A 22,655-nucleotide genomic window follows, 5' to 3' on the forward strand; every position below is an offset into this window, starting at 1 on the left:
AACGACTATGACCACGATCGCCATCATCGGTGCGGGTGAGGGACTCGGAGCCGCCGTCGCTCGCCGCTTCGACCGCGAGGGGTTCTCGGTCGCCCTGATCTCACGAGAGCAGGGCAATGTCGACCGCATCGCCGACTCGCTGGGCGATGCCGGGATCACCGCCGCGGGCTTCGCGGCCGACGTCCGGAACCCCGAGTCCCTGACCACCGCGCTGGACTCGGCGGCCGAGCGACTCGGACCGATCGAGGTGCTGCAGTACAGCCCTGTCCCGGCAAGGGAATTCATGAAGCCGGTCCTCGAGACACGCGTGGCCGATCTCGTCGGTCCGGTCGAGTTCTCCATCTACGGACCCGTCACCGCGGTGAACTGGGCACTGCCGGGAATGCGGTCGCTGGGACGCGGCACCGTGCTGTTCGTGAACGGAGGCAGTGCAGTTCGTCCCGGCGCGACCGTCGCCGGGACCTCGGTCGCCTTCGCCGGCGAGAGTGCCTACGCCCAACTGCTGCACGACGCACTCGCACCGGAGGGGCTGCACGTCGGCCAGCTGATCATTCCGCGGGGCATCGGCGCGGGTGAGCCGTCGCACGAACCGGACGCGCTCGCGGAACTATTGTGGACCATGCACACCGAGCGCGGCGAATTCCGCACGTTCGCAGCACCTCTGGACTGACCTTCTCGACGAGAGGTGCCCTGCGGGTACACCCTCCGTCAGGGACTCCCTCGACCGCCGATGCGGGTGTCGACTGGAGACATGACCACTTCCGTGAAGGCGTACGCCGCCACCGCAGCAGACGAGCCACTGTCTCCCTACACCATCGACCGCCGCGATGTCGGACCTCACGACGTCCGGATCGACATCGCGTTCGCCGGAATCTGCCACTCCGACATCCACACCGCCCGCGGCGAATGGGGGCCCGGTTCCGTACCCCCTCGTCGTCGGCCACGAGATCGCGGGAATCGTGGCCGAGATCGGCTCCGAGGTCACGAAGCACGCGGTCGGCGACCGCGTCGGCGTCGGCTGCATGGTCGGCTCGTGCGGCGAGTGCACCCAGTGCGTCAGGGGCCTCGAGCAGTACTGCCTCGTCGGCAACATTCAGACCTACGGCAGCACCGACCGTGACGGCACGGTCACTCAGGGTGGCTACTCGCAGCAGGTCGTCGTCACCGAGCACTTCGTCGTCTCGATTCCCGAGGGCATCGAGCTCGACGCTGCGGCGCCGCTGCTGTGCGCCGGCATCACCACGTACTCACCGCTCCGCCACTGGGGCGCAGGACCCGGCAAGAAGGTCGCCGTCGTGGGGATGGGTGGACTCGGGCACATGGCCGTGAAGCTCGCGCACGCCATGGGAGCCGAGGTCACCGTCCTGTCGCAGTCGCTGGCGAAGCAGGAAGACGGACTACGTCTCGGCGCGGACCACTACTTCGCCACCGGCGATCCGGACACGTTCACCGAGCTCGCCTCCACGTTCGATCTGATCATCAACACCGTCAGCGCGTCGATCGATCTGAACGCACATCTGTCGCTGTTGGCCGTCGACGGTGCCATGGTCAACGTCGGCGCGCCGGCGGAACCACTCCCCCTGCAGGTCTTCTCGCTCATCCCGCACCGCCGTACCTTCGCAGGATCCGCCATCGGCTCGATCGCGGAGACTCAGGAGATGCTCGACTTCTGCGCCGAGCATCATCTCGGAGCCGAGATCGAGGTCATCTCCGCAGACAAGATCAATGACGCGTGGGAACGCGTGCTCGCCTCCGATGTCCGCTACCGGTTCGTCATCGACACGGCGACGCTGGCCTGACCGCGCGAGGGGTGTCATGACAGGGCCTCCCTCATCGCCTCCGGTCGTCCTACGCTGAATTCATGGACACCAAGGCCGAGGTTCGCGAGTTCCTCATGACCCGCCGCGCGAGGTTGACACCGGAGGCAGCGGGCATCACGACCAGTGGTACCCGTCGGGTGGCCGGCCTGCGTCGCAGCGAAGTGGCGTCGCTGGCCGGCCTGTCGGTCGAGTACTACGCCCGCATCGAGCGCGGCGCCATCGGCGGTGCATCGTCGTCCGTGCTCGACGCGCTCTCGCGCGCCCTGCAGCTCACCGACACCGAACATGCGCATCTGCTCGATCTGGCTCGCGCGGCCGACGGTGTCCCCACGTCGGGACGCCCCCGTCGCAGGGCGGAGCGCATCACCCCACCTCGCATCAGCCTGCAGTGGGCACTCGACTCCATCACCGACGGCGTCGCTTTCGTGCGCAATCGACGGCAGGATCTGCTGGCCACCAACGAACTGGGAAAAGCGTTCTACGCGCCTGTCATCGGTGACGGCGGCCGGGTGCCCAACCTGGCTCGGTTCCAGTTCCTCGATCCGCTGTCGCGGGAGTTCTATCCCGACTGGGACCTGTTCGCGCAGATGTGCGTCTCCATCATGCGTGCGGAGGCCGGCCGGGACCCACACGACAAGGGCCTGCAGGACCTCGTCGGCGAATTGTCCACACGCGACGAGACGTTTCGCAGGCTGTGGGGAGCACACGACGTCCGCACTCACGGCGCCGGAACCAAACGCTTCCACCATCCCGTCGTCGGCGAGGTCCACCTGGCCTACGAGGAACTGGTGATCACCGCGGACCCCGGTTCCGTCCTCATGGTCTACACAGCGGAGCCCGGATCCCCGAGCGCGGATCGACTGCGACTGCTGGGGTCCTGGTCGACTGAAGCAGCCCGCTGATCGTGTACTCCCGACCCCGGAATCCGGGGTCTCGATTCCACTGTCGTCATCGCGTGGTTCAGGACGACGCCCACACACCCAGCACGGTGCCGCTCGGATCGGCGAAGTGGAAGCGTCGTCCACCCGGGAAGTCGTAGGGGCCGGACACCACCGATCCGCCAGCGGCCTCGACCGCCTCGGCCGATGCGTCCAGGTCGTCGGAGTAGAGCAGCACGAGTGGTCCTCCCGCCGGCGCGGGGGTCTCGACCACGGCCAGCCCACCGACCTCGGCGCCGTCGGCTCCCACGATGCCGGCGTACGTCGGGCCGTAGTCGACGAACGTCCATCCGAAGGCTCCCGCGTAGAAGGCCCGAGCGACCGTCAGGTCGGTGACCGACAGCTCGATGTAGTCGATGCGGTGGTGCCTGGTCGTCGCCATTGCCCGATCATGCCGGTCGAGCACGCCCGGCGCGTGTCCTTCCGCGGGACCTCTGTCGCCGAGTGGCAACCCGCCGACCGCACGAGTAGTGTCCTCCCACGGTGTGCCGGGAAGTCTGGTCGGCGGTCGCTTCCGCGACCCCGAACGACGTCCAGCAGGAAGAGGCACCTCGACATGATGCTCGCCGTCGACACGGGCACGTACCGGACCACAGCAGGCCGAGACGCCGTGCAGGAATGGTGCCGACGCAGACTCGCCGACTGGTCCACGCCGCACACCGTTCGCCGGATCGACACCTCGCTCGGCTCGACCGTCGTCACGTCCGTCGTTCGACCCGACGCGCAGCGCACCGTCGTGGTGGTGCCCGGCGAGCTGTCCTGCGCGGCACTTCTGACGCCGCTGATCGATGCGATGCCCGACGCCACGGTGCACGTCGCCGACATGCCCGGCCAGCCCGGGCTCAGTTCGGGGGTGCGCCCGCGCCGGGGCCGGGCCTCGGCCGACTACGGTCGCTGGCTGGAGGACACCCTGACGCAGATCGGCGCCCCGCGGCCGGTTCTGCTGGGCATCGGGAGCGGCGCCGCGGCGGCCCTCTCCGCCACCTGCCGATCGTCAGTCGGCGCGATGGTGCTGGTCCGTCCCGAAGGCATCGTCCCGGTCTCTCGCCCCGATGGGCGGTTCCTGCGACGCCGCACGTCCGCGCACAGCACCTCCAGGGCGGTGGCCGCACTCTGCGGACAACATTTCCGTCCGGACGACGACCTGGTGGAATGGCGACTTCTGGTGTCGACGCATTGCGCCGGAACGCGCGCGGATCGCCACATCTCGGAGCGGCGGCTCGCGGAGTGGAGCCGCGCGGTGCCGCTCGAAGTGGTGGCGGGATCGTGTGATCCGGTGCTCGACCACCGTCGACTGGACGACCAGGTGTGGGAGATCACCGGTCGGGACACGACGGTGCTCGACGACTGCGGTCACCTCCCGGAACACGAATGCCCGCGGGCGCTCACCGCCGCGATCGAGCGGGTCGACCGACTGGTCCGGACGTAGCGGATTCGCGTCCACCCCGGCCTCACCTCCATGATCGACTGACCGATCGTCTATTTCTCAGGATGTGAACAAGTGAATTCAGTACGATCCGCCTGGCGCGGAATACGCAAACCGGTATTCATTCCCGCGTCCGCGATCATCGTCGCCATGATCGTTTTCTCCGTCATTTTCGCGGGTACCGCAGCCGACGCATTCGAGGCCCTCAACGGGGCCATCACCGACGGTGTCGGATGGTGGTACATCCTGACGGCGACGGGATTCGTCGTCTTCGCCCTCTACTGTGGCGCCAGCCGTATCGGCAACATCCGCCTCGGCCGCGACGACGAGAGCCCCGAATTCGGCGTCCTCTCCTGGTTCGCGATGCTCTTCAGCGCCGGTATGGGCATCGGACTGGTGTTCTACGGCGTCGCGGAACCGTTGTCGCACTACATCACTCCCCCGGTTGCCGGGGGTGTCGACGGATCGACCGACGCGGCCGCCAACCAGGCCATGGAGCTCACCCTGTACCACTGGGGTCTGCACGCATGGGCGATCTACGTCGTCGTGGGTCTCGGACTCGCGTACATGACCTATCGCAAGGGGCGCCCCCTGTCGGTTCGCTGGCTCCTCGAGCCACTGCTCGGACGGCAACGGATCGAGGGCGGTATCGGTCACGCCATCGACGCGATCGCCATCATTGGAACGCTGTTCGGCGTCGCGACCTCACTCGGTTTCGGTGTTCAGCAGATCTCAGCCGGTCTGTCCTACCTCGGCTGGGTGGAGACGAACAATTGGCTGACCATCGCCCTCATTGCCTTCGTCACGTTGCTCGCCACGTATTCCGTCGTCTCGGGTGTGTCGAAGGGCCTGAAATGGCTCTCCAACATCAACATGGCACTCGCCGCCGGCTTGGCTGTGTTCGTCCTGATCGCCGGACCGACGCTGTTCCTCATGCAGTCGTGGGTGCAGAACCTCGGTGGGTACGTCCAGGCGCTGCCGGAATTGATGCTCCGTACATCGCCTTTCGCCGAGGACGGGTGGGCCGGCGCCTGGACCATCTTCTACTGGGGATGGTGGATGAGCTGGGCACCGTTCGTCGGCATGTTCATCGCACGGATCTCGCGCGGCCGCACGATCCGCGAATTCGTCTTCGGCGTGCTGCTCGCACCGACTCTCGTCGGCTCGCTGTGGTTCACCATCTTCGGTGACTCCGGAATCCTCCGTCAGCGCAACGAGGGCACCATGCTCGCCGACGACGGAACCGTCGGCACGGACACGAGCCTGTTCCAACTTCTCGACGGTCTTCCGCTCGCGACCGTCACGAGCGTTCTCGCCATCGCGGTGATCGTGTTTTTCTTCGTCACCTCCTCGGACTCCGGCTCGCTGGTCATCGACATCCTCTCCACCGGTGGTGATCTCGACACACCCAAGATCACCCGCGTCTACTGGACCGTGCTCGAGGGCGTCGCTGCCGCTGTTCTGCTGCTGATCGGTGGATCCGGATCACTCACGGCCTTGCAGACGGCGTCGATCGCGACCGCGGTGCCGTTCTCGATCATCATGGTGCTGGCGTGCGTGTCACTCCTGAAGGCCTTCCGCTACGAGGTGGCCACCACACCGTCCTACGTCCGGATCACCCCTGCCGGGGATGCACCGCCCGTGGACGGCGCGACACCGGCGAGACGGCCGGAGCGCGGCGGCATCTCCACCACGTTCGCCGGTCTGTCACCGTCGAAGGACGGCCTGTCCACTCCGTCGGGGCTGCTCGCGGTCCAGTCGGTACCGCAGAGCCGACTTCAGATCGACCCGGACACCGGCGCCGTCCAGTACTCGGAGCACGACGAGCCGGTCGATCCGCTCGGCGGCGAGGTCTTCGACACCCCCGAGTTCGCGGACTCCGCCGAAGGCGAAGCCCACCAACGCCGTACCGACGCCACCGCGTACGACAACTCCTGATCGTCAGAGCACCGAAGGGCACCCCATGACGTCATCCTCGCCACCTCCCACGCGTCGCAGTCTGCTCTCGCGGGGGTCGTGGTCCGAAGCCTCGCGCATCACCGACGTGCTGCGCAAGGAGACCGTCGGGGGTGCCCTGTTGCTGGTCGCCACGGTGATCGCTCTCGTCTGGGCCAACTCCCCGTGGTCGGCCGCCTACGACACGCTCATGGCGACACGAGTGGGCCCGTCCGCGCTCCACCTCGATCTCACTCTCTCCACGTGGGCCGCGGACGGCCTGCTCGCGATCTTCTTCTTCGTCGTGGGCCTCGAACTCAAGCGCGAGTTCGTCGCCGGCGACCTCCGCGACCCGGCGCGTGCGGCCCTGCCCATCGCGGCCGCGATCGGCGGCATGGCCGTGCCCGCACTGATCTTCGTCGTCGTCAATCTGCGCACCGGTGACGGCGCACTGCTGGGGTGGGCTATTCCCACCGCGACCGACATCGCCTTCGCGGTCGCCGTTCTCGCCGTCGTCAGCACGCACCTACCGCTCGCCCTGCGCACCTTTCTACTCACGCTGGCCGTCGTCGACGATCTCCTCGCGGTGACGGTGATCGCGATCTTCTACACCGCCGACCTGAATTTCGTGGCGCTCGGCGCCGCGATGATCCCGCTCGCCCTCTTCGCCGTCGCCGTGCAGCGACGGATCCGGTCGTGGTGGATTCTCATTCCCCTCGCGGTCGTCACCTGGGTTCTCATGCACGAGTCCGGCGTTCACGCCACGGTCGCCGGCGTGCTGCTCGGATTCGCAGTGCCGGTGATCCGCAGCCGCGCCGCCGGCGGTCCGGAAGCCGGACCCGGTATGGCCGAACACTTCGAACATCGCATCCGACCTCTCTCTGCAGGTGTCGCGGTGCCGCTCTTCGCATTCTGCGCCGCCGGCGTGACCGTCGGCGGCGTGTCGGGCTTCTTCGAGGCGCTCGGCGACCCGATCGCCATCGGCATCGTCGCGGGACTGGTGGTCGGCAAGACCATCGGCGTGCTGGGCACCACGTATCTCGTGTCCCGCTTCACCCGTGCCACTCTCGACGCCGGACTCGCGTGGCGTGACGTGTTCGGCGTCGCCGTTCTCGCCGGCATCGGTTTCACCGTCTCGCTGTTGATCGGCGACCTCGCCTTCGGTGAGAGCACCGAGCGAGACGATCACGTCAAGGTCGGAGTGCTGACCGGATCGGTGATCTCGGCGTGCACCGCCGCCGCGATTCTGCGCAGCCGCAACCGCGCGTACAAGCTGATCCACGAGGAGGAGACCCGCGACGACGATCACGACGGCATCCCTGACGTGTATCAGCGCCGCGAGGAGAGCTGACTCAGAGTTCGGTGACCGGCCTGCGGGCCGCGAGCAGCGCTGCGAACTCCTCGCCGTAGGCGAGATGGCGTCGCAACGTCTCGCATCGGTCCAGCGCCTTGTCGTGGCACTGGTCGACGAACTGTGTTGCGGCAGCGCGGTCCTCGTCGTCGGCATCGCCGTTCCCGAGGACGTCGAGGGCGGCGAGCAGCTCGCCCATCTCGGCCAGCGTGAACTCCAGCGGCTTCATTCGCCGGATCACCAACAACCGCTCGACGTCGGCCTCGGTGTAGAGCCGGAATCCGCCGGCCGATCGCGCCGACGGGACGACGAGACCCACCGAGTCGTAGTGGCGCAGTGTGCGAATGGACAGTGCCGTGCGCTCGGCGACCTCACCGATCTGCATGCTCTCGCCCACTGTCCCGCTCCTTCGTCGTACGTCGAGTGTGCGTCGACTCTAGTTCCGACCCGGAGACCGGGCCCGATCAGTGTCCTGCGCCGAGGTTTCCGCTGAGCCGGTCCCGTCGTTCCACGGACGACGCGTTCAGACCCACGATCTCGACCTTCTTGCCCCTCGCCGCGTACTTCGTGGTGACGGCATCGAGCGTCGCGACCGTGGAGGCGTCCCAGATGTGGGACTCCGACATGTCGATGACGATGTTCTCGGGGTCACCGACGTAGTCGAACTGGTGGATCAGATCGTTGCTGGAGGCGAAGAACAGCTCTCCCAGCACCTTGTAGACGCGCGTGTTCTCGTCCGGATGTGCCACGTCGACCACCTCGGTGAGGTGCGCGACCCGCCGCGCGAAGAGCACCATCGCGGTGACGACACCGACGACGACGCCGTAGGCCAGGTTGTGGGTCGCGACGGTCACGGCCACCGTGGCGATCATGACCAGCGTCTCGCTCTTGGGCATGCGCCGCAGGGTCGACGGACGGATGCTGTGCCAGTCGAACGTGCCCACCGAGACCATGATCATGACCGCGACCAACGCGGCCATCGGGATGAGTGCCACGATGTCGCCCAGTCCCACCACGAGGATCAGCAGGAACGTCCCGGCGAGGAAGGTCGAGATCCGGGTACGAGCGCCGGAGACCTTCACGTTGATCATGGTCTGGCCGATCATCGCGCAGCCGCCCATGCCGCCGGTGAAGCCCGTGACGAGGTTGGCGACACCCTGGCCCCAACCCTCGCGGGTCTTGTTCGAGCGCGAATCGGTGATGTCGTCCACCAGCTTTGCGGTCATGAGTGATTCGAGCAGACCCACCAGTGCGATGGCGAGCGAGAACGGCGCGATGATCGACAGGGTGTCGAGGGTGAACGGCACGTTCGGGAGCAGCAGCGTCGGAAGCGAGGACGGCAGCTCACCCTCGTCGCCGACATCGGGAACCTGCAGCGCGAACACGAGGGTGGCGGCGGTGAGCATCACGATGGCGATCAACGGTGCGGGCACGACGGTCGTCAGCTTGGGAAGGAACACCATGACCACGAGACCCACTGCCACGAGGGGATACACCAGGGCGGGCACGCCGATGAGGTAGGGCAACTGCGACGTGAAGATGAGGATGGCGAGCGCGTTGACGAACCCGACCATCACGCTGCGCGGAATGAAGCGCATCAGCTTCGCCACTCCGACGACGCTGAGCACGATCTGCAGGACGCCACCGAGGATCACGGCGGCGATGAGGTGGTCGAGGCCGTACTCGCGTGACAGTGGCGCGACGACGAGGGCGATCGCTCCGGTGGCGGCCGAGATCATGGCCGGACGACCGCCGACGATCGAGATGGTGACCGCCATCGTGAAGGACGCGAACAGTCCGACGCGGGGATCGACACCGGCGATGATGGAGAACGAGATCGCCTCCGGGATCAGCGCCAGCGCGACGACCAGGCCCGCCAGCACCTCGGTCTTCAGTCGACGAGGTGAGCGCAGCGCGGCCAGCACCGAGGTGTCCTCGGGTGGGGCGACGGTCGAGCCGGCGTGGGACATGACGAGCCTCTTTCACGGTGCGGGACTGCCGGAGGCCGAGCACGGCCCTCCGCTGGGGCGGAACTCTACTCTCACCGGAGAGTAGGGTGCGAATTGACCGAGACCATCGACAACCGTCAATATAGAAGAATGTCGAATCAGTCAGAGCCCGACACGGGTGTCCGATGCTCGCCCCTGGTTCGTGAACCTCTGACCGAGCAGCAGTCGCACATCCTCGCGTCGATGTTCAAGGCGCTGGGCGACCCGGTCCGGTTGCGCCTGCTCAGTCTCATCGCGAGTCATGACGGTGGTGAGGCGTGCGTGTGCGACATCTCCGGATCCTTCGACCTGTCGCAGCCGACCATCTCCCACCACCTCAAGGTGCTTCGCCAGGCCGGCCTGCTCGGCTCCGAGCGGCGTGGAACCTGGGTCTACTACCGCGTGATTCCCGATGCGCTGCAGCAGTTGTCGACCGTCATGGCCACTGTCGACCCGACGCTGGTGACCGCATGAGCACCGCGGCGAACACCAGCGACCACCCCGCCGTCGTCGGCAAGCTCTCCACCCTCGACCGCTTCCTGCCGGTGTGGATCGGCGTCGCGATGGTCGTCGGGCTCCTGCTCGGACGACTGATCCCAGGGATGAACGACGCCCTGTCGTCCATCTCTGTGGACGGCGTGTCCCTGCCGATCGCGATCGGCCTGCTCATCATGATGTACCCGGTACTGGCCAAGGTCCGCTACGACCGTCTCGACACGGTCACCGGCGACAAGAAGCTCCTCCTCGGTTCTCTCGCTCTGAACTGGATTCTCGGCCCCGCATTGATGTTCGCGCTGGCCTGGCTGTTCCTCCCCGATCTACCGGAGTACCGCACCGGACTGATCATCGTCGGACTCGCCCGCTGCATCGCGATGGTCATCATCTGGAACGACCTCGCCTGCGGCGACCGCGAAGCCGCAGCCGTACTCGTGGCGATCAATTCTGTGTTCCAGGTGATCATGTTCGCCGTCCTCGGCTGGTTCTACCTCTCCGTGCTCCCCGGCTGGCTCGGCCTCGACCAGACCACCATCGAGGCATCACCGTGGCAGATCGCGAAGTCCGTGCTGATTTTCCTGGGCATCCCGTTGATCGCCGGATTCGCCTCCCGGTACTTCGGCGAACGCGCCAAGGGCCGCGACTGGTACGAGACCTCGTTCATCCCGAAAATCGGGCCGTGGGCGCTCTACGGACTGCTGTTCACCATCGTCGTCCTGTTCGCCCTGCAGGGCGACCGCATCACCTCCCAGCCCCTGGACGTCGTTCGCATCGCGCTCCCGCTGCTGGTGTACTTCGCCGTGATGTGGGGCGGCGGATACGCCCTCGGCGCAGCGATGGGACTGGGCTACGAGCGCACGACGACCCTGGCGTTCACCGCGGCGGGCAACAACTTCGAACTCGCCATCGCTGTCGCGATCGCCACCTACGGCGCCACGTCCGGTCAAGCCCTCGCCGGCGTCGTCGGACCCCTGATCGAAGTCCCTGTGCTCGTGGGCCTGGTCTACGTCTCGCTGGCACTGCGCAGACGATTCTCACCCACCCGACAGACGAAGGAATCCTGATGTCCCGCAAGCCGAGTGTGTTGTTCGTCTGCGTGAAGAACGGCGGCAAATCGCAGATGGCCGCAGGGCTGATGCGCACGGTCGCCGGTGACGATGTCGAGGTGCATTCCGCCGGGACTGCCCCCGGCAGTGCAGTCAACGCTCTGGCCGCCGAGTCGCTGCGCGAGGTCGGAGTCGATCTCACCGGTGAGCACCCCAAGCCGATCGATCCGGATCTGATGTCCCGGATGGACTACGTCGTCACCCTCGGCACCGAGGCGACCGTCGACCCGGTCGAGGGACCGACCTACCTGAACTGGGACACCGACGAGCCGTCGACGCGAGGTATCGAGGGCATCGAGCGGATGCGCCTGGTGCGCGACGACATCGCCGCGCGCGTCGACGAACTCGCGGCGCGCCTCCGGAACTGACACGGGCCGCACCCGATGGCCGCCACTCCCGTCGGAGTGGCGGCCGTCGGCCGGAGGTCAACCGAGAAGTTGTTCCATCCTGGCGATCTCGGCGTTCTGCGTCTCGACGATCGTGCGGGCCATCGCGACCGCGTCGTCGTTCGAGCCCTCCTCGATCTCCGTCTCCGCCATGGCGACCGCACCTCGATGATGGTCGATCATCATCGTCAGCCACCGCTGGTCGAACTCGTCGCCGGACAGGGCCGTCAGGGAGGCCATGTCCTGCGAACTCATCATTCCGCTCCCCGACCCGTGATCCATGCCCTGCATGTCGTCGGGCGTTGCCGACGGAGACGGCTGACCCCACTCCGCCAGCCAGGAGGCCAACTGGTCCATCTCGGGTCCCTGCGCGTCCGCGATCTCGTCGGCGAGCGTGACCACGTCCGGGTTCGTGGACCGCCCGTCGACCATGGAGGCCATCTCGACAGCCTGAGCATGGTGCGGGTACATCATCGATGCGAACGCGACGTCGGCGTCGGCGAAGTCCGCAGCGGGATCCTGAGACGGCGCGGACTCCATGGACGAGGAACCCATCGAGTGGCCCTCCATCGACGCGGACGACCCGTCGTCGCCACAACCGGCGACGAGGGCGACTCCGATCGCGGCGGCGGCGAGAGTAGTGACTGTCGTGTTCTTGACATGCATGGGCGTACTCCTGAGGTGTGTCGAACGGGATAGGGGTCTGAATCGACGTGCGATCCGCCGGAGCATCACTGCCCCGGGCTCCCCGTCACACCCGCAGAAGTACCGAGTCGTCCAGCGAGGACAGCGCCCATGGTGGAGCACGACCTGCGCGGGCGACGATCATGACGACACGGTCGGATGCGTCATCGAGCGCCGGCAGGCACTCGACGGCCCCGATCGGGACCGACATCGGCGGGAACGAGGTGACCGTCCCGATGCACGGATGCATCATGTCGTGACCGCCGGGGCACGGCAGTCGCTCCGCCGCCGGGCCGGGCTCCGCGATGTGCGTGGCGGCGTCAGCGTGGACCTCCGCGTCCATCGACGCGTGGTGGTTCGGCATCGCTTCATGGGCCGCGGCGGCCTGGACGGGCACCACCATGTGCATCAGCACCACGCCCAGTGCGATCGAGACGGCCCACCAGGCCATCGGCACAGCGAGGGTCAGCGAACGTCGCTGCCGAAGACTGTGCAACACGGGCCCCAGCGTACCGGCGAGTACCCCCTGGGGGTAAGTCGGGCGGTCGTCGCACCGAAACCCGGCAACCTCGGTCAGATACCCCAGGGGGTACTTGCATACCCCCCCTCGTATGTGACACGGTGTGCGCAGTACAGCGGATCGAACGCGGAAGGGGTGTCCTGTGGGCCCCCTTGCCGAATGCTCACAGTTCCACCGCTGAGCACACCCTCACACCACTTCTCGACGATGGCCGATCCAGGCCCTTCACATACCCCCAGCCGTATAGGAGTCCACCGTGTCCCAGTCCGACACCGTCGCCGAACCCCGGCCCGGCGACCACCACGACAGCGCCCCCGGCCGCCTCGGCCGGTGGGGCGCAGCCATGGTCACCCGCCGCCGCTGGGTCTTCGGCACCTGGCTGATCCTGCTGATCGCCCTCGGATCCGCTGCACCGTCGGTGTTCTCGTCCCTCGCCGGCGCCGGGTGGCAGGCGAACGGATCGGAATCGGTCCAGGTCCGCGAGCTCGCCGAGGAACACTTCGGCGGCAACTCCTCCGCCGCGGTGCAGGTCGTCGTCCACAGCGACTCCGGCGCGCTGACGGACCCGGCAGCGACCGCCGCTCTCACCGGCGCGACCGACATCCTGAACGCCGACCCGCGTTTCGGTGAGATCGTGCCCCCGCAGCCGGGGATGACGATCAGCCCCGACGGGCGCACCGGCACCCTCATCGCCGGGGCCGACGGCACCACCGACGAGATGGTCACCGCCGTCGACGACGTCAAGGACGAGCTCACCGCACTCTCCGGCGACGGTGTCGAGATCTACCCCACCGGCGCGTCGGCGCTGTGGTCGGACTTCGACAAGGCCAACCACGACGCGATGATCCAGGCCGAACTCATCTCCTGGCCCGTCACCCTCGCCATCATGGTCCTCGCGTTCGGCTCGCTCGTCGCCGCCGGGCTCCCGCTGCTCTTGACCATCGCCGGTCTCGTCGCCTCCGCCGGCGGGCTGGTCCTGCTCAACGAGATCACCCCGATCTCGGTGTGGGCGATGAACTTCGCCATGATGTTCGCCCTCGCACTCGGTATCGACTACGCGCTGTTCCTCGTTGCCCGCTTCCGCGACGCCCTGCGCTCCCGCGATCCCCGCGCGGCCGTCGCCGAGACCATGGACACCGCCGGCAAAGCCGTGGTCCTGTCCGGACTCACCGTCCTCGTCAGCTTGTCCGCCGTGCTGATCGTCCCCGCCCCCGCGGTGCGGACCATGGCCGTCGGGATCATGCTCGCCGTCACCTTCGTCCTGCTCGCCACCCTCACCCTGCTCCCCGCCGCCCTCGGCGCGCTCGGACCGAAGGTCGACGCTGCGTCCCTCCCCTACGCCAAGCGTCAGCAGCACCGCTCACCCATGTTCGCCGCGTGGGGCGCACTCCTGCACAAGCACCCGTGGCCGTTCGCGCTCGCCTCGATCGGCGTCCTCGTCGCACTGGCGCTGCCTGTTCTCGGCCTGAAGGTCGCGATGCCGTCGATCTCCGTCGTCCCCGAGGACGCGCCCGTGCGGCAGGGCTACGCGCTCGTCCAGCAGCAGTTCGGTGACGGCGCCCCCGGCGCACTGCAGATCGTCGTCTCTGACACCGACTCCGCAGACACGGCCGCCGCCGCGGCGCAGGTGTCCGGCATCGCCATGGTCACCCCACCGCAACCCGCCGCCGACGGCTCCGGCTACGCACTCCTGCAAGCGATTCCGGCGGTCGACCCCTCCGACGAGTCGATGGGCACCATCCTCGCCGACCTGCGCGGCGAGCTCCCGGAGTCGGCGCTGGTCGGCGGCGCCCCCGCGGAGAACCTCGACCTGCAGCAGGCCCTGAACGGCTCCCTGCCGCTCGTCGTCACGATCATCCTGATACTCGGGTTCGTGCTGCTCCTCGTCGCACTGCAAGCACCCTTGATCGCGTTCCTGGGCACCGCGGTCAGCCTGCTCTCCACCGCCGCCGCGTTCGGCGTCGCGAAGCTGATCTTCCAGGACGGGCACAGCGCCTCGCTGCTCGGCTTCACTCCGCAGGGCTTCCTGAACGGCTGGGGACCGGTGTTCTTCTTCGCGATGATCTTCGCCATCGCCATGGACTACACCGTGTTCCTCCTCGCCACCGCCAAGGAGCACTTCGAGCGCACCGGCGACGCGACGACGGCGATGATCGACGGTCTCGCCCACTCCGGGCGGGTCATCTTCGCCGCGGCCGCGGTGATGGTGGCGGTGTTCTTCACCTTCGCCCTCGCCGACCCGCTCCCGCCGAAGGAGATGGGCATCATCCTCGGCGTCGCCGTGCTTCTCGACGCCGTGCTCATCCGGTTGATCCTGCTGCCCGTCCTGCTCCGACTGACCGGTTCCGCCGCCTGGTGGTCACCGGCCTGGCTCCGCAAGGCCCTCCCGTCCATCAGCTTCTCCCACTGACACCCCCGACCGAAGGACGACACTCGTGACCATCGCTCTGACCATCACCCTGACCGACACCGACTTCGACACCGCCGTCCAGCGCACCCGAGACGCCCTAGCAGAGCAGGGTTTCGGCGTGCTCACCGAGATCGACATGCAGGCCACCCTGAAAGCCAAGCTCGGTGAGGACATGGAGCGCTACCTGATTCTCGGCGCGTGCAACCCGCCCCTGGCCCACCGCGCCGTCGGCGTCATGCGACAGATCGGCCTGCTGCTCCCCTGCAACGTCGTCGTCCGCGAGGACCCGGACAACGCCGACGTGATCATCGTCGACGCCATGAACCCCGACATCATGGTCCAGTCGACCGGAGTGCCGGCGCTCGGCGACGTCGCCCACGACGCAGCGACCAAGCTCCGCGCTGCCATCGCCACGCTCGCCGACGAACCGGCACCCGGACACTGAGACTCTGATGCCCCCGGGGGTACCATCGACAGCTCACGGCAGTTCTGACAGGAGTTCATCATGGTCGGCGACGACGACAGCATCGCACTGGTACTCAACCGACTCCGGCGCGCCAACGGCCAACTCACCGGGGTCATCTCGATGATCGAGAACGGCCGCGACTGCAAGGAGGTCGTCACCCAGCTCGCCGCCGTCTCGCGCGCGCTCGACAGGGCAGGGTTCAAGATCGTCGCCACCGGCCTGCGCGAATGTATGACCGGTGCCACCGCCGACAACAAGGAACCCATGACCGAGGCGGAACTCGAGAAGCTGTTCCTCGCACTCGCGTGACGAGACGAGCACTCCTGCACACGGCGGCCCGACCGCGCGTCGCGCTCGCTGTCGTCGCCCTGGCCCTCACCGCGTGCGCTCCCTCGGGCGGTGTGCCCGTCTCGCCGGCTCCCACGTCGAGTCGAGCAGAGCGCGACGACGTCTCGACCGGACTGCAGGCTGTCGAGGAGCGCTACGACGTGACGGTGGGTGTCAGCCTCCTGAACACCGGGACCGGCGAGACGATCAGCTATCGCGGAGCCGAACGTTTCGGTTTCGCTTCGACAGTGAAGGTGTTCCTGGCAGCCGAGTTCCTGCGACGAACCCCTGAGGACGCTCGGGACGACCTCGTGAGGTGGACCGCGGCCGACATCGAGCGCGCGGGATATTCACCGGTGACCACGGCACGTCTGGACACCGGACTCACGGCGGCCGAGTTGGCGGAAGCGGCCGTGCGGGAGAGCGACAACACGGCGACCAACCTCGTGTTCGACCAAATCGGCGGTCCCGCAGAGCTCGATGCGGCTCTGTCCCGACTCGGTGACGATGTCACGGACATCGTCGACGTGGAGCCGGGCCTCAACACGGTCGGACCCGACAGCACCGGAAACACCACCACCGCCGACGCGTTCACGACGAGTCTGGCCGCACTGCGGGGTGCCGGCTCGTCGACCGATGCCGACGCAGCGACCCTGGCCGAGTGGATGAGCGGGAACGCCACGGGCGACGCACTCGTCCGCGCGGGGGCGCCGAGCGGATGGACGGTGGCCGACAAGTCGGGTGGCGCCGGGGCCGTGCGGAACGACATCGCCGTCGTCACACCACCCGGCCGTCCCCCGCTGGTACTGACGGTGCTGACACGGAAGAACGACGCCTCGGCACCGTACGAGGACGCCGCGGTGAGCGAGAGCGCCGCGGTCGTCCTGAACACCGTTCGGTAGCCCCTGAATACCGTTAGGTAGTCTCGGAAAGTATGATCACCGCACCACTCAACGACGACATCGTCCTCGGTGCAGCCGAGCTCGAACGCGTGGATCGGGGCGTGCGCCCACACCGGCTCCCCCGTGCCGTCCGGCAACGCGATGCGGACCCGCAGCTCGCGATGATGGAGGCGCAACCGTCCGGAGTGCGTATCGCCGCGCGCACGACCGCCGTCCAGATGGTCCTCGAGGTCCACACCACGCGCATGACCTACCGGGGTGTGATGCGCGACCGGGGCGCCGTCGACGTGGTGGTGAACGACTCGATTCTTCAGTCGCACGTGCTCTCGGGCGGTGACACCGTCGAGATCGATCCGACCACCGGGACGAGCACGGTCCACCCGGGAACGACGGAACGCATCACCCTCACCGATCTGCCGGCCGGGGAGAAGACGGTCGAGATCTGGCTCCCCCACAACGAACAGGTGGATCTGGTCTCGCTGTCCGCTGATGCCGTTCTGCACCCGGCGCCGACGAGCGGACCGAGGTGGCTGCACCACGGCAGCTCGATCAGCCAGGGATCCAACGCCGCGAGCCCCACGCGCATCTGGCCTGTCGTCGCGGCCCGTCGTGCCGGCGTTCGGCTGCGCAACCTGGGTTTCGGGGGCAGCGCCTTCGTCGATCCGTTCATGGCTCGCGTCGTGCGGGACTCCCCCGCGGACGTCATCAGCGTCAAGCTGGGCATCAACGTCGTCAACCTCGATGCAATGCGCCTTCGTTCGTTCGTTCCCGCAGTTCACGGGTTCCTCGACACCGTCCGCGACGGGCACCCGACCACACCGCTGCTGCTGATCTCGCCGATCCACTGCGCGATCCACGAGAACACTCCGGGACCCGGGGCGATCGATCCCGACTCGTTCGCCGCCGGCTCCGCGAGATTTCGCGCGACGGGCACGGAGGGCGACATCGCGCTCGGACGCCTGACACTTCGCGTGATCCGTGACGCGCTCGCTCAGATCGTCGACAGTCGATCGGACGACCCGAACCTCCACCACCTCGACGGACTGCTGCTCTTCGGCGAGGACGACGAACGGCGCCACCCACTTCCGGACAACCTGCATCCCGACACCGACGCCCACGCCGTCATGGGACAGCGTTTCGCGGACATCGCCTTCGGCCCGTCAGGGCCGTTCGCGCCGGGGTGATCACGGGGCGTGGGCCCGACCGGGGAACGTGAGTGTGACCAGTCGGTGCATTCTCACGGAATGCGCGTGGGGTGGCGAAAATGGGGGTAGTCCCGAGTGAAGCGCGGCACCCGCGCACCGAGAGAGGACGACCCTCGATGGTGAGCGCGGGGAACCACGACGGCGGGCTTCGCACGTCGATCATCACCGACATCGTGGATGTCTGTGTCGATCTGACGGGCGCCGACGGCGCCGCCCTAGTTCTGGTCCCGCCCGGCGACTGGTCGGTGCAGAATGTCGCGCACGTGACAGACGCGACGGCGGCCCGCGTCGCACGGGAACTCCAGGCAATCGGGCTCGGTCCGGTCGTCGACGCTCTCGCCGACGGTGCGGTCCACGATGCCGCGGTGGAGGATTCACTCGATCGCCTGCGGTGGCCGCAGGTGACCGGCGCCCTGAGCGTCCTGGGCGTCGGGTGGCTACGGGTGTTCCCTGTGGGCCCCCGCGCCCGACCGTCGGGAACCTTGCAACTTCACCGACGCACCTGGAGAGGTCGAGGGTGGTCGACGGAGCTCGACGGCCCTCTCGGCCGACTGGCGCACTCTCTCGGCACTCTGTGCGCCACCGATTTCGCCGCCGAGAACGGTGCACAGCCCGGTCCCGACACCGACGTGGTGCACACGGCGATCGGAATGATGGCCGCCAGGCACGAGCTTTCCGTATCCGCCGCATCCGCACTTCTGCGCGCGGTCGCTGATTCTCACGGGCGCTCGTCGGTGGCGCAGGCACGGGTCATCGTCGATTCAGTCGGGCGACGGGGAACCGGCACCTGACCTCGTTGATTGCGTCGTAAGGGCAGCCTACCCTTAGCATCAAGGCATGATGCGTATTCCCGGCAGCGTTCCACGATGGACGAGACGCTCGATCACAGTTCTCATCGCCGCCGTGGTGGTGACCGCGCACCTCGTCGGCTGCAGCTCGTCGGACCCCGCTGACCCCGGTTCGGCGACGACCGCCGATGCGTCGTTCCCGAAGACGGTGCGGCACATGTACGGCGAGACTGTCCTCGACTCGACACCCGCCCGCGTGGCCACCTGGGGTGCCGGCGCCACGGATGCCGTGCTGGCTCTCGGGGTGATGCCGGTGGCCATGCCGTCGACCACGTACGGCGGCGGTGACGACCTGACGTACCCGTGGATCGCCGAGTCGATCGCCCGGAACGGCGGTGAGGCACCGGCTCTCCTGGACGACGTTTTGGGTCCCCTGTCGGTCGAGAAGCTCGTCGCAGCCGACCCCGACGTCCTGCTGGCACCACATTCCGGCCTCACTCGGAGCGAGTACGACGCGGTCACATCGGCCGGCATTCCCGTGGTCGCACCGCCGTCCGAGCTCTGGTCGACTCCGTGGCGAGACACGATCGGTGTCACCGGTGAGGTTCTCGGAAAGAGCGTCGAGGCAACGGAACTCGTGTCAGAACTGGACCAGCAGGTCGTCGATGCCGGCGCAGGACACCCCGAGTTCCGAGACCGAACCATCGCCTACGTGTCCGAGGCGCAGGACGTCTACTACCTCCTGCTTCCCTCGGACCCGCGCGTCGAGTTGCTCGAGAACCTGGGATTCACGTCCGATCCGTCCGTCACCGAACTGGCGACCGGTGATTCCACGTTCTCGACCGCGGTGTCGTCCGAGGAGATCTCCCGAATCGATGCCTCTGTCGTCTTCACACAGGTGGACACGGACGCGGCACTCCGGGAGTTCCTGTCATCCGACGTGTCGCGGCAGATCCCCGCTGTGGCGGCAGGTGCCGTCGCCGGATTCGTCGGCCAGGAAGCCGGGGCCGCCATCGGCCCGACGGCACTGACGATTCCCTACTTCCTCCCGACTCTCGTCGACGGCTTGGCGACGGCGGTCGACGCAACGGAGCGGTGACGAACCACGGGACTCACCGGAGCGAATCGACGTCGCGCACCGCACCCTTGTCTGCGGACAGTGCGAGAACGGCGTACGCACGGAGAGCGACGCTCACCTCGCGCTGCCTGTGGCGGGGCCGGAAGCCGTCGAGGGCAGAACGCCGTTGCGCGAGCACGCTGTCGGCGACGTCCAGTGTGATCGAGCGGTGCGGGATGTCGATGGTGATGCTGTCCCCGTCCTCGACCAGAGCGATCACGCCACCCGCGGCCGCCTCCGGAGACACGTGCCCGATCGACAGACCCGATGTCCCGCCGGAGAAGCGGCCGTCGGTGATCAGCGCACACGATGCCCCGAGGCCGCGACCCTTGAGAAATGCTGTCGGATAGAGCATCTCCTGCATTCCGGGCCCACCGCGCGGACCCTCGTACCGCACGACCAGCACGTCGCCGGCCACGATCCGTCCGGACAGGATGGCGTCACATGCGTCCTCCTGCGACTCCACGACCACGGCCGGGCCGGTGAAGGTGAGGATGGAGTCGTCGACGCCCGCCGTCTTCACCACACACCCGTCGGCGGACAGGTTGCCGCGCAGAACCGCCAGGCCGCCGTCGGCCGAGTACGCGTGCTCCACATCGCGGATGCATCCGCCGGCGGAGTCGAGATCCAACGTCTCCCAACGCTCGGACTGCGAGAACGCAGTGGCGGAACGCACGCATCCCGGTGCGGCGTGGAACAACTCGATCGTGGCCTCGTCGGCACACCCGGACCGGACGTCCCACCGGTCGAGCCAGTCCGCGAGAGACTCCGAATGCACCGTGTGCACGTGATCGTGCAGATGCCCGCCCCTGCGGAGCTCACCGAGAATGGCGGGCACTCCACCGGCGCGGTGCACGTCCTCGACGAGGTAGTGCCCGTTGGGTGCCACCTTGCACAGACATGGGACCATCCGCGAACGCTTCTCGATGTCGTCGAGGCTGTAGTCGAGTTCAGCCTCGCGTGCCGCGGCCAGGAGATGCAGGATCGTGTTCGTCGATCCACCCATCGCGATGTCGAGGGCCATGGCGTTGTCGAACGCAGCGCGTGAGGCGATCTGCCGAGGAAGGACCGACTCGTCGTCGTGGTCGTACCACCGACGGCACAGATCGACCACGGTGCGCCCGGCATTCTCGTAGAGGTCCCGACGCGCCGTGTGCGTGGCGAGCGTGGTTCCGTTGCCCGGCAGAGCGAGCCCCAGCGCTTCGGTCAGGCAGTTCATCGAGTTTGCCGTGAACATTCCCGAGCAGCTCCCGCACGTGGGGCACGCTGACTCCTCCACGCGTGCCAGGTCCTCGTCCGAGACGTCACCGGCGGCGGCATCGGACATGGCGGACACCAGGGTGAGTCGGGTTCGCACGGTGCCGTCGACGAGCACTGCGGTGCCACCCTCCATCGGACCGCCCGAGACGAACACCACCGGGATGTTCAGTCGCAGTGCGGCCATGAGCATCCCGGGGGTGATCTTGTCGCAGTTCGAGATGCACACGAGAGCGTCCGCGCAGTGTGCGTTCACCATGTACTCGACGGAGTCGGCGATGAGATCGCGGGAGGGCAGCGAGTAGAGCATCCCGCCGTGTCCCATCGCGATGCCGTCGTCGACCGCGATCGTGTTGAACTCGCGCGGAATGCCGCCGGCTGCGGTGATCGCGTCCGAGACGATGCGGCCGACCGGCTGGAGATGGGTGTGGCCGGGAACGAACTCGGTGAAGCTGTTCGCGACGGCGATGATCGGCTTACCGAAATCGTCGCCGTTCACCCCCGCGGCGCGTAGTAGCGCGCGGGCCCCCGCCATGTTGCGTCCGTGCGTGACGGTTCTCGATCGAAGTGCAGGCATGGGGACGACGATGCCGGTCGAGTGCCGCCGCAGGAAGACAGCTCCGGTACTGGTATCACCACCACCACCTTCACGCGTGGACGATCGTAGAGTTGCCGTGTGACCACCGACCGGGACTTCGGCGCGCGCCGTGAGCTGGGAGCTTTCCTGCGCGCCCGCCGCTCGGCACTGCCACGGTCGCGGCTCGGGTTGCCGCCCGTTCCGCGGGGCCGGTCGACAGGCTTACGTAGAGAGGACGTCTCGTCGCTGTCCCATGTCAGCGTCACCTGGTACACCTGGCTCGAACAAGGGCGGGACATCCACCCGTCACGCCAAGTCCTCGATGCCGTCGCCGCGACGCTCCACCTCACGCCTGCCGAGCACGATTACGTTCTCGACCTCGCGGGACACCCGCCGACGCCGACCCCGTCGAGCGCGGAGACGACGCCTCCGGCCGTGCAACGTCTGCTCGATGCCCTCACCGATTTCCCCGCGTTCGCTCTCCGTCCGGAGTGGACGATCGCCGGATGGAACCGTGCGTACCGTGCGTTGTTCCCCCGCATCGAGACCGTGCAGGCAGCGGACCGAAACCTTCTGTGGCTGGTCTTCACCGACCCGTACGTGCGCGAGTTGCTCCCGCACTGGGAGTCCGACAGCAGACGCTTCCTCGCAGAGTTCCGGGCGGACGGAGGCGCCGCCCTCGGCACTCCCTCCTTCACGGACCTGGTCGATCGGCTCCGCTCGACGAGTGACACGTTCGCCGACGGGTGGGACAACCGCGACATCGAGGGATTCGCCTCGCGTGAGCGCGTCTTCCGGCACCCTGTCGTCGGAGAGTTGCGCTTCGAGCACCACCAGTTGGCGCCGACCGATCACAAGGACCTGAACATCGTCGTCTACCTTCCTGTCGCGGGCACCGACACTCGCGAGAAGGTGCAGCGCCTGATCGGCGAGTGACGCCGATCCGGATCGGCACGG

Annotated in this window: 22 protein-coding genes and 1 pseudogene; 17 read left to right on the forward strand and 6 right to left on the reverse strand. The window is 67.5% G+C overall.

All coding sequences use genetic code 11. From position 1 onward, the window contains the following. The first annotated feature begins 7 nt into the window (after positions 1 to 7). The 3 genes and pseudogenes from QE397_RS15425 (at position 8) to QE397_RS15435 (ending at position 2,722) form a co-directional block, all read left to right on the forward strand. On the forward strand, positions 8 to 670 hold the full coding sequence (locus QE397_RS15425) for an SDR family NAD(P)-dependent oxidoreductase (protein ID WP_307095730.1): 663 nt from the start codon (positions 8 to 10) through the stop codon (positions 668 to 670). Positions 671 to 751: 81 nt separating this feature from the next. After that, a pseudogene (locus QE397_RS15430) lies at positions 752 to 1,799 on the forward strand (NAD(P)-dependent alcohol dehydrogenase). 62 nt (positions 1,800 to 1,861) lie between these two features. Further along, the gene (locus QE397_RS15435; RefSeq protein WP_056446493.1) at positions 1,862 to 2,722 is read left to right on the forward strand and encodes a helix-turn-helix transcriptional regulator; all 861 of its coding nucleotides are present in this window, start codon (positions 1,862 to 1,864) and stop codon (positions 2,720 to 2,722) included. A gap of 58 nt (positions 2,723 to 2,780) precedes the next feature. Here QE397_RS15435 and QE397_RS15440 read toward each other — a convergent pair whose 3' ends face one another. Next, positions 2,781 to 3,140 (reverse strand): VOC family protein, encoded by a 360-nt coding sequence (locus QE397_RS15440; RefSeq protein ID WP_222639723.1) that lies wholly within the window; start codon positions 3,138 to 3,140, stop codon positions 2,781 to 2,783. Positions 3,141 to 3,314: 174 nt separating this feature from the next. Here QE397_RS15440 and QE397_RS15445 point away from each other — a divergent pair, with 174 nt between their 5' ends. The 3 genes from QE397_RS15445 to nhaA all read left to right on the forward strand — a co-directional run bounded on the left by QE397_RS15445 (position 3,315) and on the right by nhaA (position 7,470). Next, on the forward strand, positions 3,315 to 4,187 hold the full coding sequence (locus QE397_RS15445) for an alpha/beta fold hydrolase (RefSeq protein WP_307095734.1): 873 nt from the start codon (positions 3,315 to 3,317) through the stop codon (positions 4,185 to 4,187). A gap of 147 nt (positions 4,188 to 4,334) precedes the next feature. Further along, complete coding sequence (locus QE397_RS15450; RefSeq protein ID WP_373425243.1) at positions 4,335 to 6,122, forward strand: BCCT family transporter; 1,788 nt, start codon at positions 4,335 to 4,337, stop codon at positions 6,120 to 6,122. A 25-nt stretch (positions 6,123 to 6,147) separates the two neighbouring features. Beyond that, positions 6,148 to 7,470: a Na+/H+ antiporter NhaA gene (gene nhaA / locus QE397_RS15455; protein WP_307095738.1), complete on the forward strand. Its 1,323-nt coding sequence runs from the start codon at positions 6,148 to 6,150 to the stop codon at positions 7,468 to 7,470. A gap of 1 nt (position 7,471) precedes the next feature. Here the strand turns inward: nhaA and QE397_RS15460 are convergent, their stop codons facing one another. Beyond that, positions 7,472 to 7,855: a MerR family transcriptional regulator gene (locus QE397_RS15460; RefSeq protein ID WP_307097582.1), complete on the reverse strand. Its 384-nt coding sequence runs from the start codon at positions 7,853 to 7,855 to the stop codon at positions 7,472 to 7,474. Between the two features lie 79 nt (positions 7,856 to 7,934). Further along, the gene (locus QE397_RS15465; RefSeq protein WP_307095740.1) at positions 7,935 to 9,440 is read right to left on the reverse strand and encodes a SulP family inorganic anion transporter; all 1,506 of its coding nucleotides are present in this window, start codon (positions 9,438 to 9,440) and stop codon (positions 7,935 to 7,937) included. A gap of 129 nt (positions 9,441 to 9,569) precedes the next feature. Here QE397_RS15465 and QE397_RS15470 point away from each other — a divergent pair, with 129 nt between their 5' ends. The 3 genes from QE397_RS15470 to QE397_RS15480 are packed head-to-tail and all read left to right on the forward strand — an operon-like array spanning position 9,570 to position 11,427. Continuing rightward, positions 9,570 to 9,932, forward strand: coding sequence for a helix-turn-helix transcriptional regulator (locus QE397_RS15470; RefSeq protein ID WP_307095742.1), 363 nt, complete (start codon positions 9,570 to 9,572; stop codon positions 9,930 to 9,932). Next, on the forward strand, positions 9,929 to 11,017 hold the full coding sequence (gene arsB, locus QE397_RS15475) for an ACR3 family arsenite efflux transporter (protein ID WP_307095744.1): 1,089 nt from the start codon (positions 9,929 to 9,931) through the stop codon (positions 11,015 to 11,017). The genes QE397_RS15470 and arsB overlap by 4 nt, the downstream gene beginning before the upstream one ends. After that, positions 11,017 to 11,427, forward strand: a complete 411-nt coding sequence (locus tag QE397_RS15480) for a low molecular weight phosphatase family protein (protein WP_307095746.1) — start codon at positions 11,017 to 11,019, stop codon at positions 11,425 to 11,427. Before arsB ends, QE397_RS15480 begins: the two co-directional genes overlap by 1 nt. Before the next feature lie 57 nt (positions 11,428 to 11,484). On the opposite strand, the gene QE397_RS15485 is transcribed toward QE397_RS15480, so the two are convergent. After that, positions 11,485 to 12,111 carry a DUF305 domain-containing protein gene (locus tag QE397_RS15485; RefSeq protein ID WP_307095747.1) on the reverse strand — a complete coding sequence of 209 codons (627 nt, stop codon included), beginning with the start codon at positions 12,109 to 12,111 and terminating at the stop codon, positions 11,485 to 11,487. Positions 12,112 to 12,196: 85 nt separating this feature from the next. Next, positions 12,197 to 12,628, reverse strand: a complete 432-nt coding sequence (locus QE397_RS15490; RefSeq protein ID WP_307095749.1) for a DUF6153 family protein — start codon at positions 12,626 to 12,628, stop codon at positions 12,197 to 12,199. A gap of 364 nt (positions 12,629 to 12,992) precedes the next feature. Between QE397_RS15490 and QE397_RS15495 the strand changes: the two genes are divergently transcribed. From QE397_RS15495 to QE397_RS15525, 7 genes are all read left to right on the forward strand, one after another. After that, entirely contained in the window at positions 12,993 to 15,059 is a 2,067-nt protein-coding gene (locus QE397_RS15495) for an MMPL family transporter (protein WP_307097584.1), read from the forward strand. Between the two features lie 25 nt (positions 15,060 to 15,084). Further along, complete coding sequence (locus QE397_RS15500) at positions 15,085 to 15,504, forward strand: DUF302 domain-containing protein (RefSeq protein ID WP_307095752.1); 420 nt, start codon at positions 15,085 to 15,087, stop codon at positions 15,502 to 15,504. Between the two features lie 60 nt (positions 15,505 to 15,564). Further along, positions 15,565 to 15,834, forward strand: coding sequence for a metal-sensitive transcriptional regulator (locus QE397_RS15505; protein ID WP_027504397.1), 270 nt, complete (start codon positions 15,565 to 15,567; stop codon positions 15,832 to 15,834). Continuing rightward, positions 15,831 to 16,754, forward strand: a complete 924-nt coding sequence (gene bla, locus QE397_RS15510; protein WP_162246777.1) for a class A beta-lactamase — start codon at positions 15,831 to 15,833, stop codon at positions 16,752 to 16,754. Before QE397_RS15505 ends, bla begins: the two co-directional genes overlap by 4 nt. Before the next feature lie 32 nt (positions 16,755 to 16,786). Continuing rightward, positions 16,787 to 17,938: an SGNH/GDSL hydrolase family protein gene (locus QE397_RS15515; protein ID WP_027504399.1), complete on the forward strand. Its 1,152-nt coding sequence runs from the start codon at positions 16,787 to 16,789 to the stop codon at positions 17,936 to 17,938. Between the two features lie 137 nt (positions 17,939 to 18,075). Continuing rightward, positions 18,076 to 18,750: a hypothetical protein gene (locus QE397_RS15520; protein WP_307095756.1), complete on the forward strand. Its 675-nt coding sequence runs from the start codon at positions 18,076 to 18,078 to the stop codon at positions 18,748 to 18,750. Between the two features lie 46 nt (positions 18,751 to 18,796). Next, complete coding sequence (locus QE397_RS15525; protein WP_307095758.1) at positions 18,797 to 19,846, forward strand: ABC transporter substrate-binding protein; 1,050 nt, start codon at positions 18,797 to 18,799, stop codon at positions 19,844 to 19,846. A gap of 13 nt (positions 19,847 to 19,859) precedes the next feature. Here the strand turns inward: QE397_RS15525 and ilvD are convergent, their stop codons facing one another. Next, the gene (gene ilvD / locus QE397_RS15530; protein ID WP_307095760.1) at positions 19,860 to 21,698 is read right to left on the reverse strand and encodes a dihydroxy-acid dehydratase; all 1,839 of its coding nucleotides are present in this window, start codon (positions 21,696 to 21,698) and stop codon (positions 19,860 to 19,862) included. Positions 21,699 to 21,797: 99 nt separating this feature from the next. Here ilvD and QE397_RS15535 point away from each other — a divergent pair, with 99 nt between their 5' ends. Next, the gene (locus QE397_RS15535) at positions 21,798 to 22,634 is read left to right on the forward strand and encodes a helix-turn-helix transcriptional regulator (RefSeq protein ID WP_307095762.1); all 837 of its coding nucleotides are present in this window, start codon (positions 21,798 to 21,800) and stop codon (positions 22,632 to 22,634) included. Positions 22,635 to 22,655: the final 21 nt, after the last annotated feature.

The sequence above is a fragment of the Rhodococcus sp. SORGH_AS_0301 genome, from assembly GCF_030818285.1.
Lineage (GTDB): Bacteria > Actinomycetota > Actinomycetes > Mycobacteriales > Mycobacteriaceae > Rhodococcoides.

Excerpts from the sequence above, each read along its gene's own strand:
- QE397_RS15425 (WP_307095730.1), top strand. The coding sequence starts at position 8 with ATGACCACGATCGCCATCATCGGTGCGGGTGAGGGACTCGGAGCCGCC.
- QE397_RS15435 (WP_056446493.1), top strand. The coding sequence starts at position 1,862 with ATGGACACCAAGGCCGAGGTTCGCGAGTTCCTCATGACCCGCCGCGCG.
- QE397_RS15440 (WP_222639723.1), bottom strand. The coding sequence starts at position 3,140 with ATGGCGACGACCAGGCACCACCGCATCGACTACATCGAGCTGTCGGTC.
- QE397_RS15445 (WP_307095734.1), top strand. The coding sequence starts at position 3,315 with ATGATGCTCGCCGTCGACACGGGCACGTACCGGACCACAGCAGGCCGA.
- QE397_RS15450 (WP_373425243.1), top strand. The coding sequence starts at position 4,335 with ATGATCGTTTTCTCCGTCATTTTCGCGGGTACCGCAGCCGACGCATTC.
- nhaA (WP_307095738.1), top strand. The coding sequence starts at position 6,148 with ATGACGTCATCCTCGCCACCTCCCACGCGTCGCAGTCTGCTCTCGCGG.
- QE397_RS15460 (WP_307097582.1), bottom strand. The coding sequence starts at position 7,855 with ATGCAGATCGGTGAGGTCGCCGAGCGCACGGCACTGTCCATTCGCACA.
- QE397_RS15465 (WP_307095740.1), bottom strand. The coding sequence starts at position 9,440 with ATGTCCCACGCCGGCTCGACCGTCGCCCCACCCGAGGACACCTCGGTG.
- QE397_RS15470 (WP_307095742.1), top strand. The coding sequence starts at position 9,570 with ATGTCGAATCAGTCAGAGCCCGACACGGGTGTCCGATGCTCGCCCCTG.
- arsB (WP_307095744.1), top strand. The coding sequence starts at position 9,929 with ATGAGCACCGCGGCGAACACCAGCGACCACCCCGCCGTCGTCGGCAAG.
- QE397_RS15480 (WP_307095746.1), top strand. The coding sequence starts at position 11,017 with ATGTCCCGCAAGCCGAGTGTGTTGTTCGTCTGCGTGAAGAACGGCGGC.
- QE397_RS15485 (WP_307095747.1), bottom strand. The coding sequence starts at position 12,111 with ATGCATGTCAAGAACACGACAGTCACTACTCTCGCCGCCGCCGCGATC.
- QE397_RS15495 (WP_307097584.1), top strand. The coding sequence starts at position 12,993 with ATGGTCACCCGCCGCCGCTGGGTCTTCGGCACCTGGCTGATCCTGCTG.
- QE397_RS15505 (WP_027504397.1), top strand. The coding sequence starts at position 15,565 with ATGGTCGGCGACGACGACAGCATCGCACTGGTACTCAACCGACTCCGG.
- QE397_RS15515 (WP_027504399.1), top strand. The coding sequence starts at position 16,787 with ATGATCACCGCACCACTCAACGACGACATCGTCCTCGGTGCAGCCGAG.
- QE397_RS15520 (WP_307095756.1), top strand. The coding sequence starts at position 18,076 with ATGGTGAGCGCGGGGAACCACGACGGCGGGCTTCGCACGTCGATCATC.
- QE397_RS15525 (WP_307095758.1), top strand. The coding sequence starts at position 18,797 with ATGATGCGTATTCCCGGCAGCGTTCCACGATGGACGAGACGCTCGATC.
- ilvD (WP_307095760.1), bottom strand. The coding sequence starts at position 21,698 with ATGCCTGCACTTCGATCGAGAACCGTCACGCACGGACGCAACATGGCG.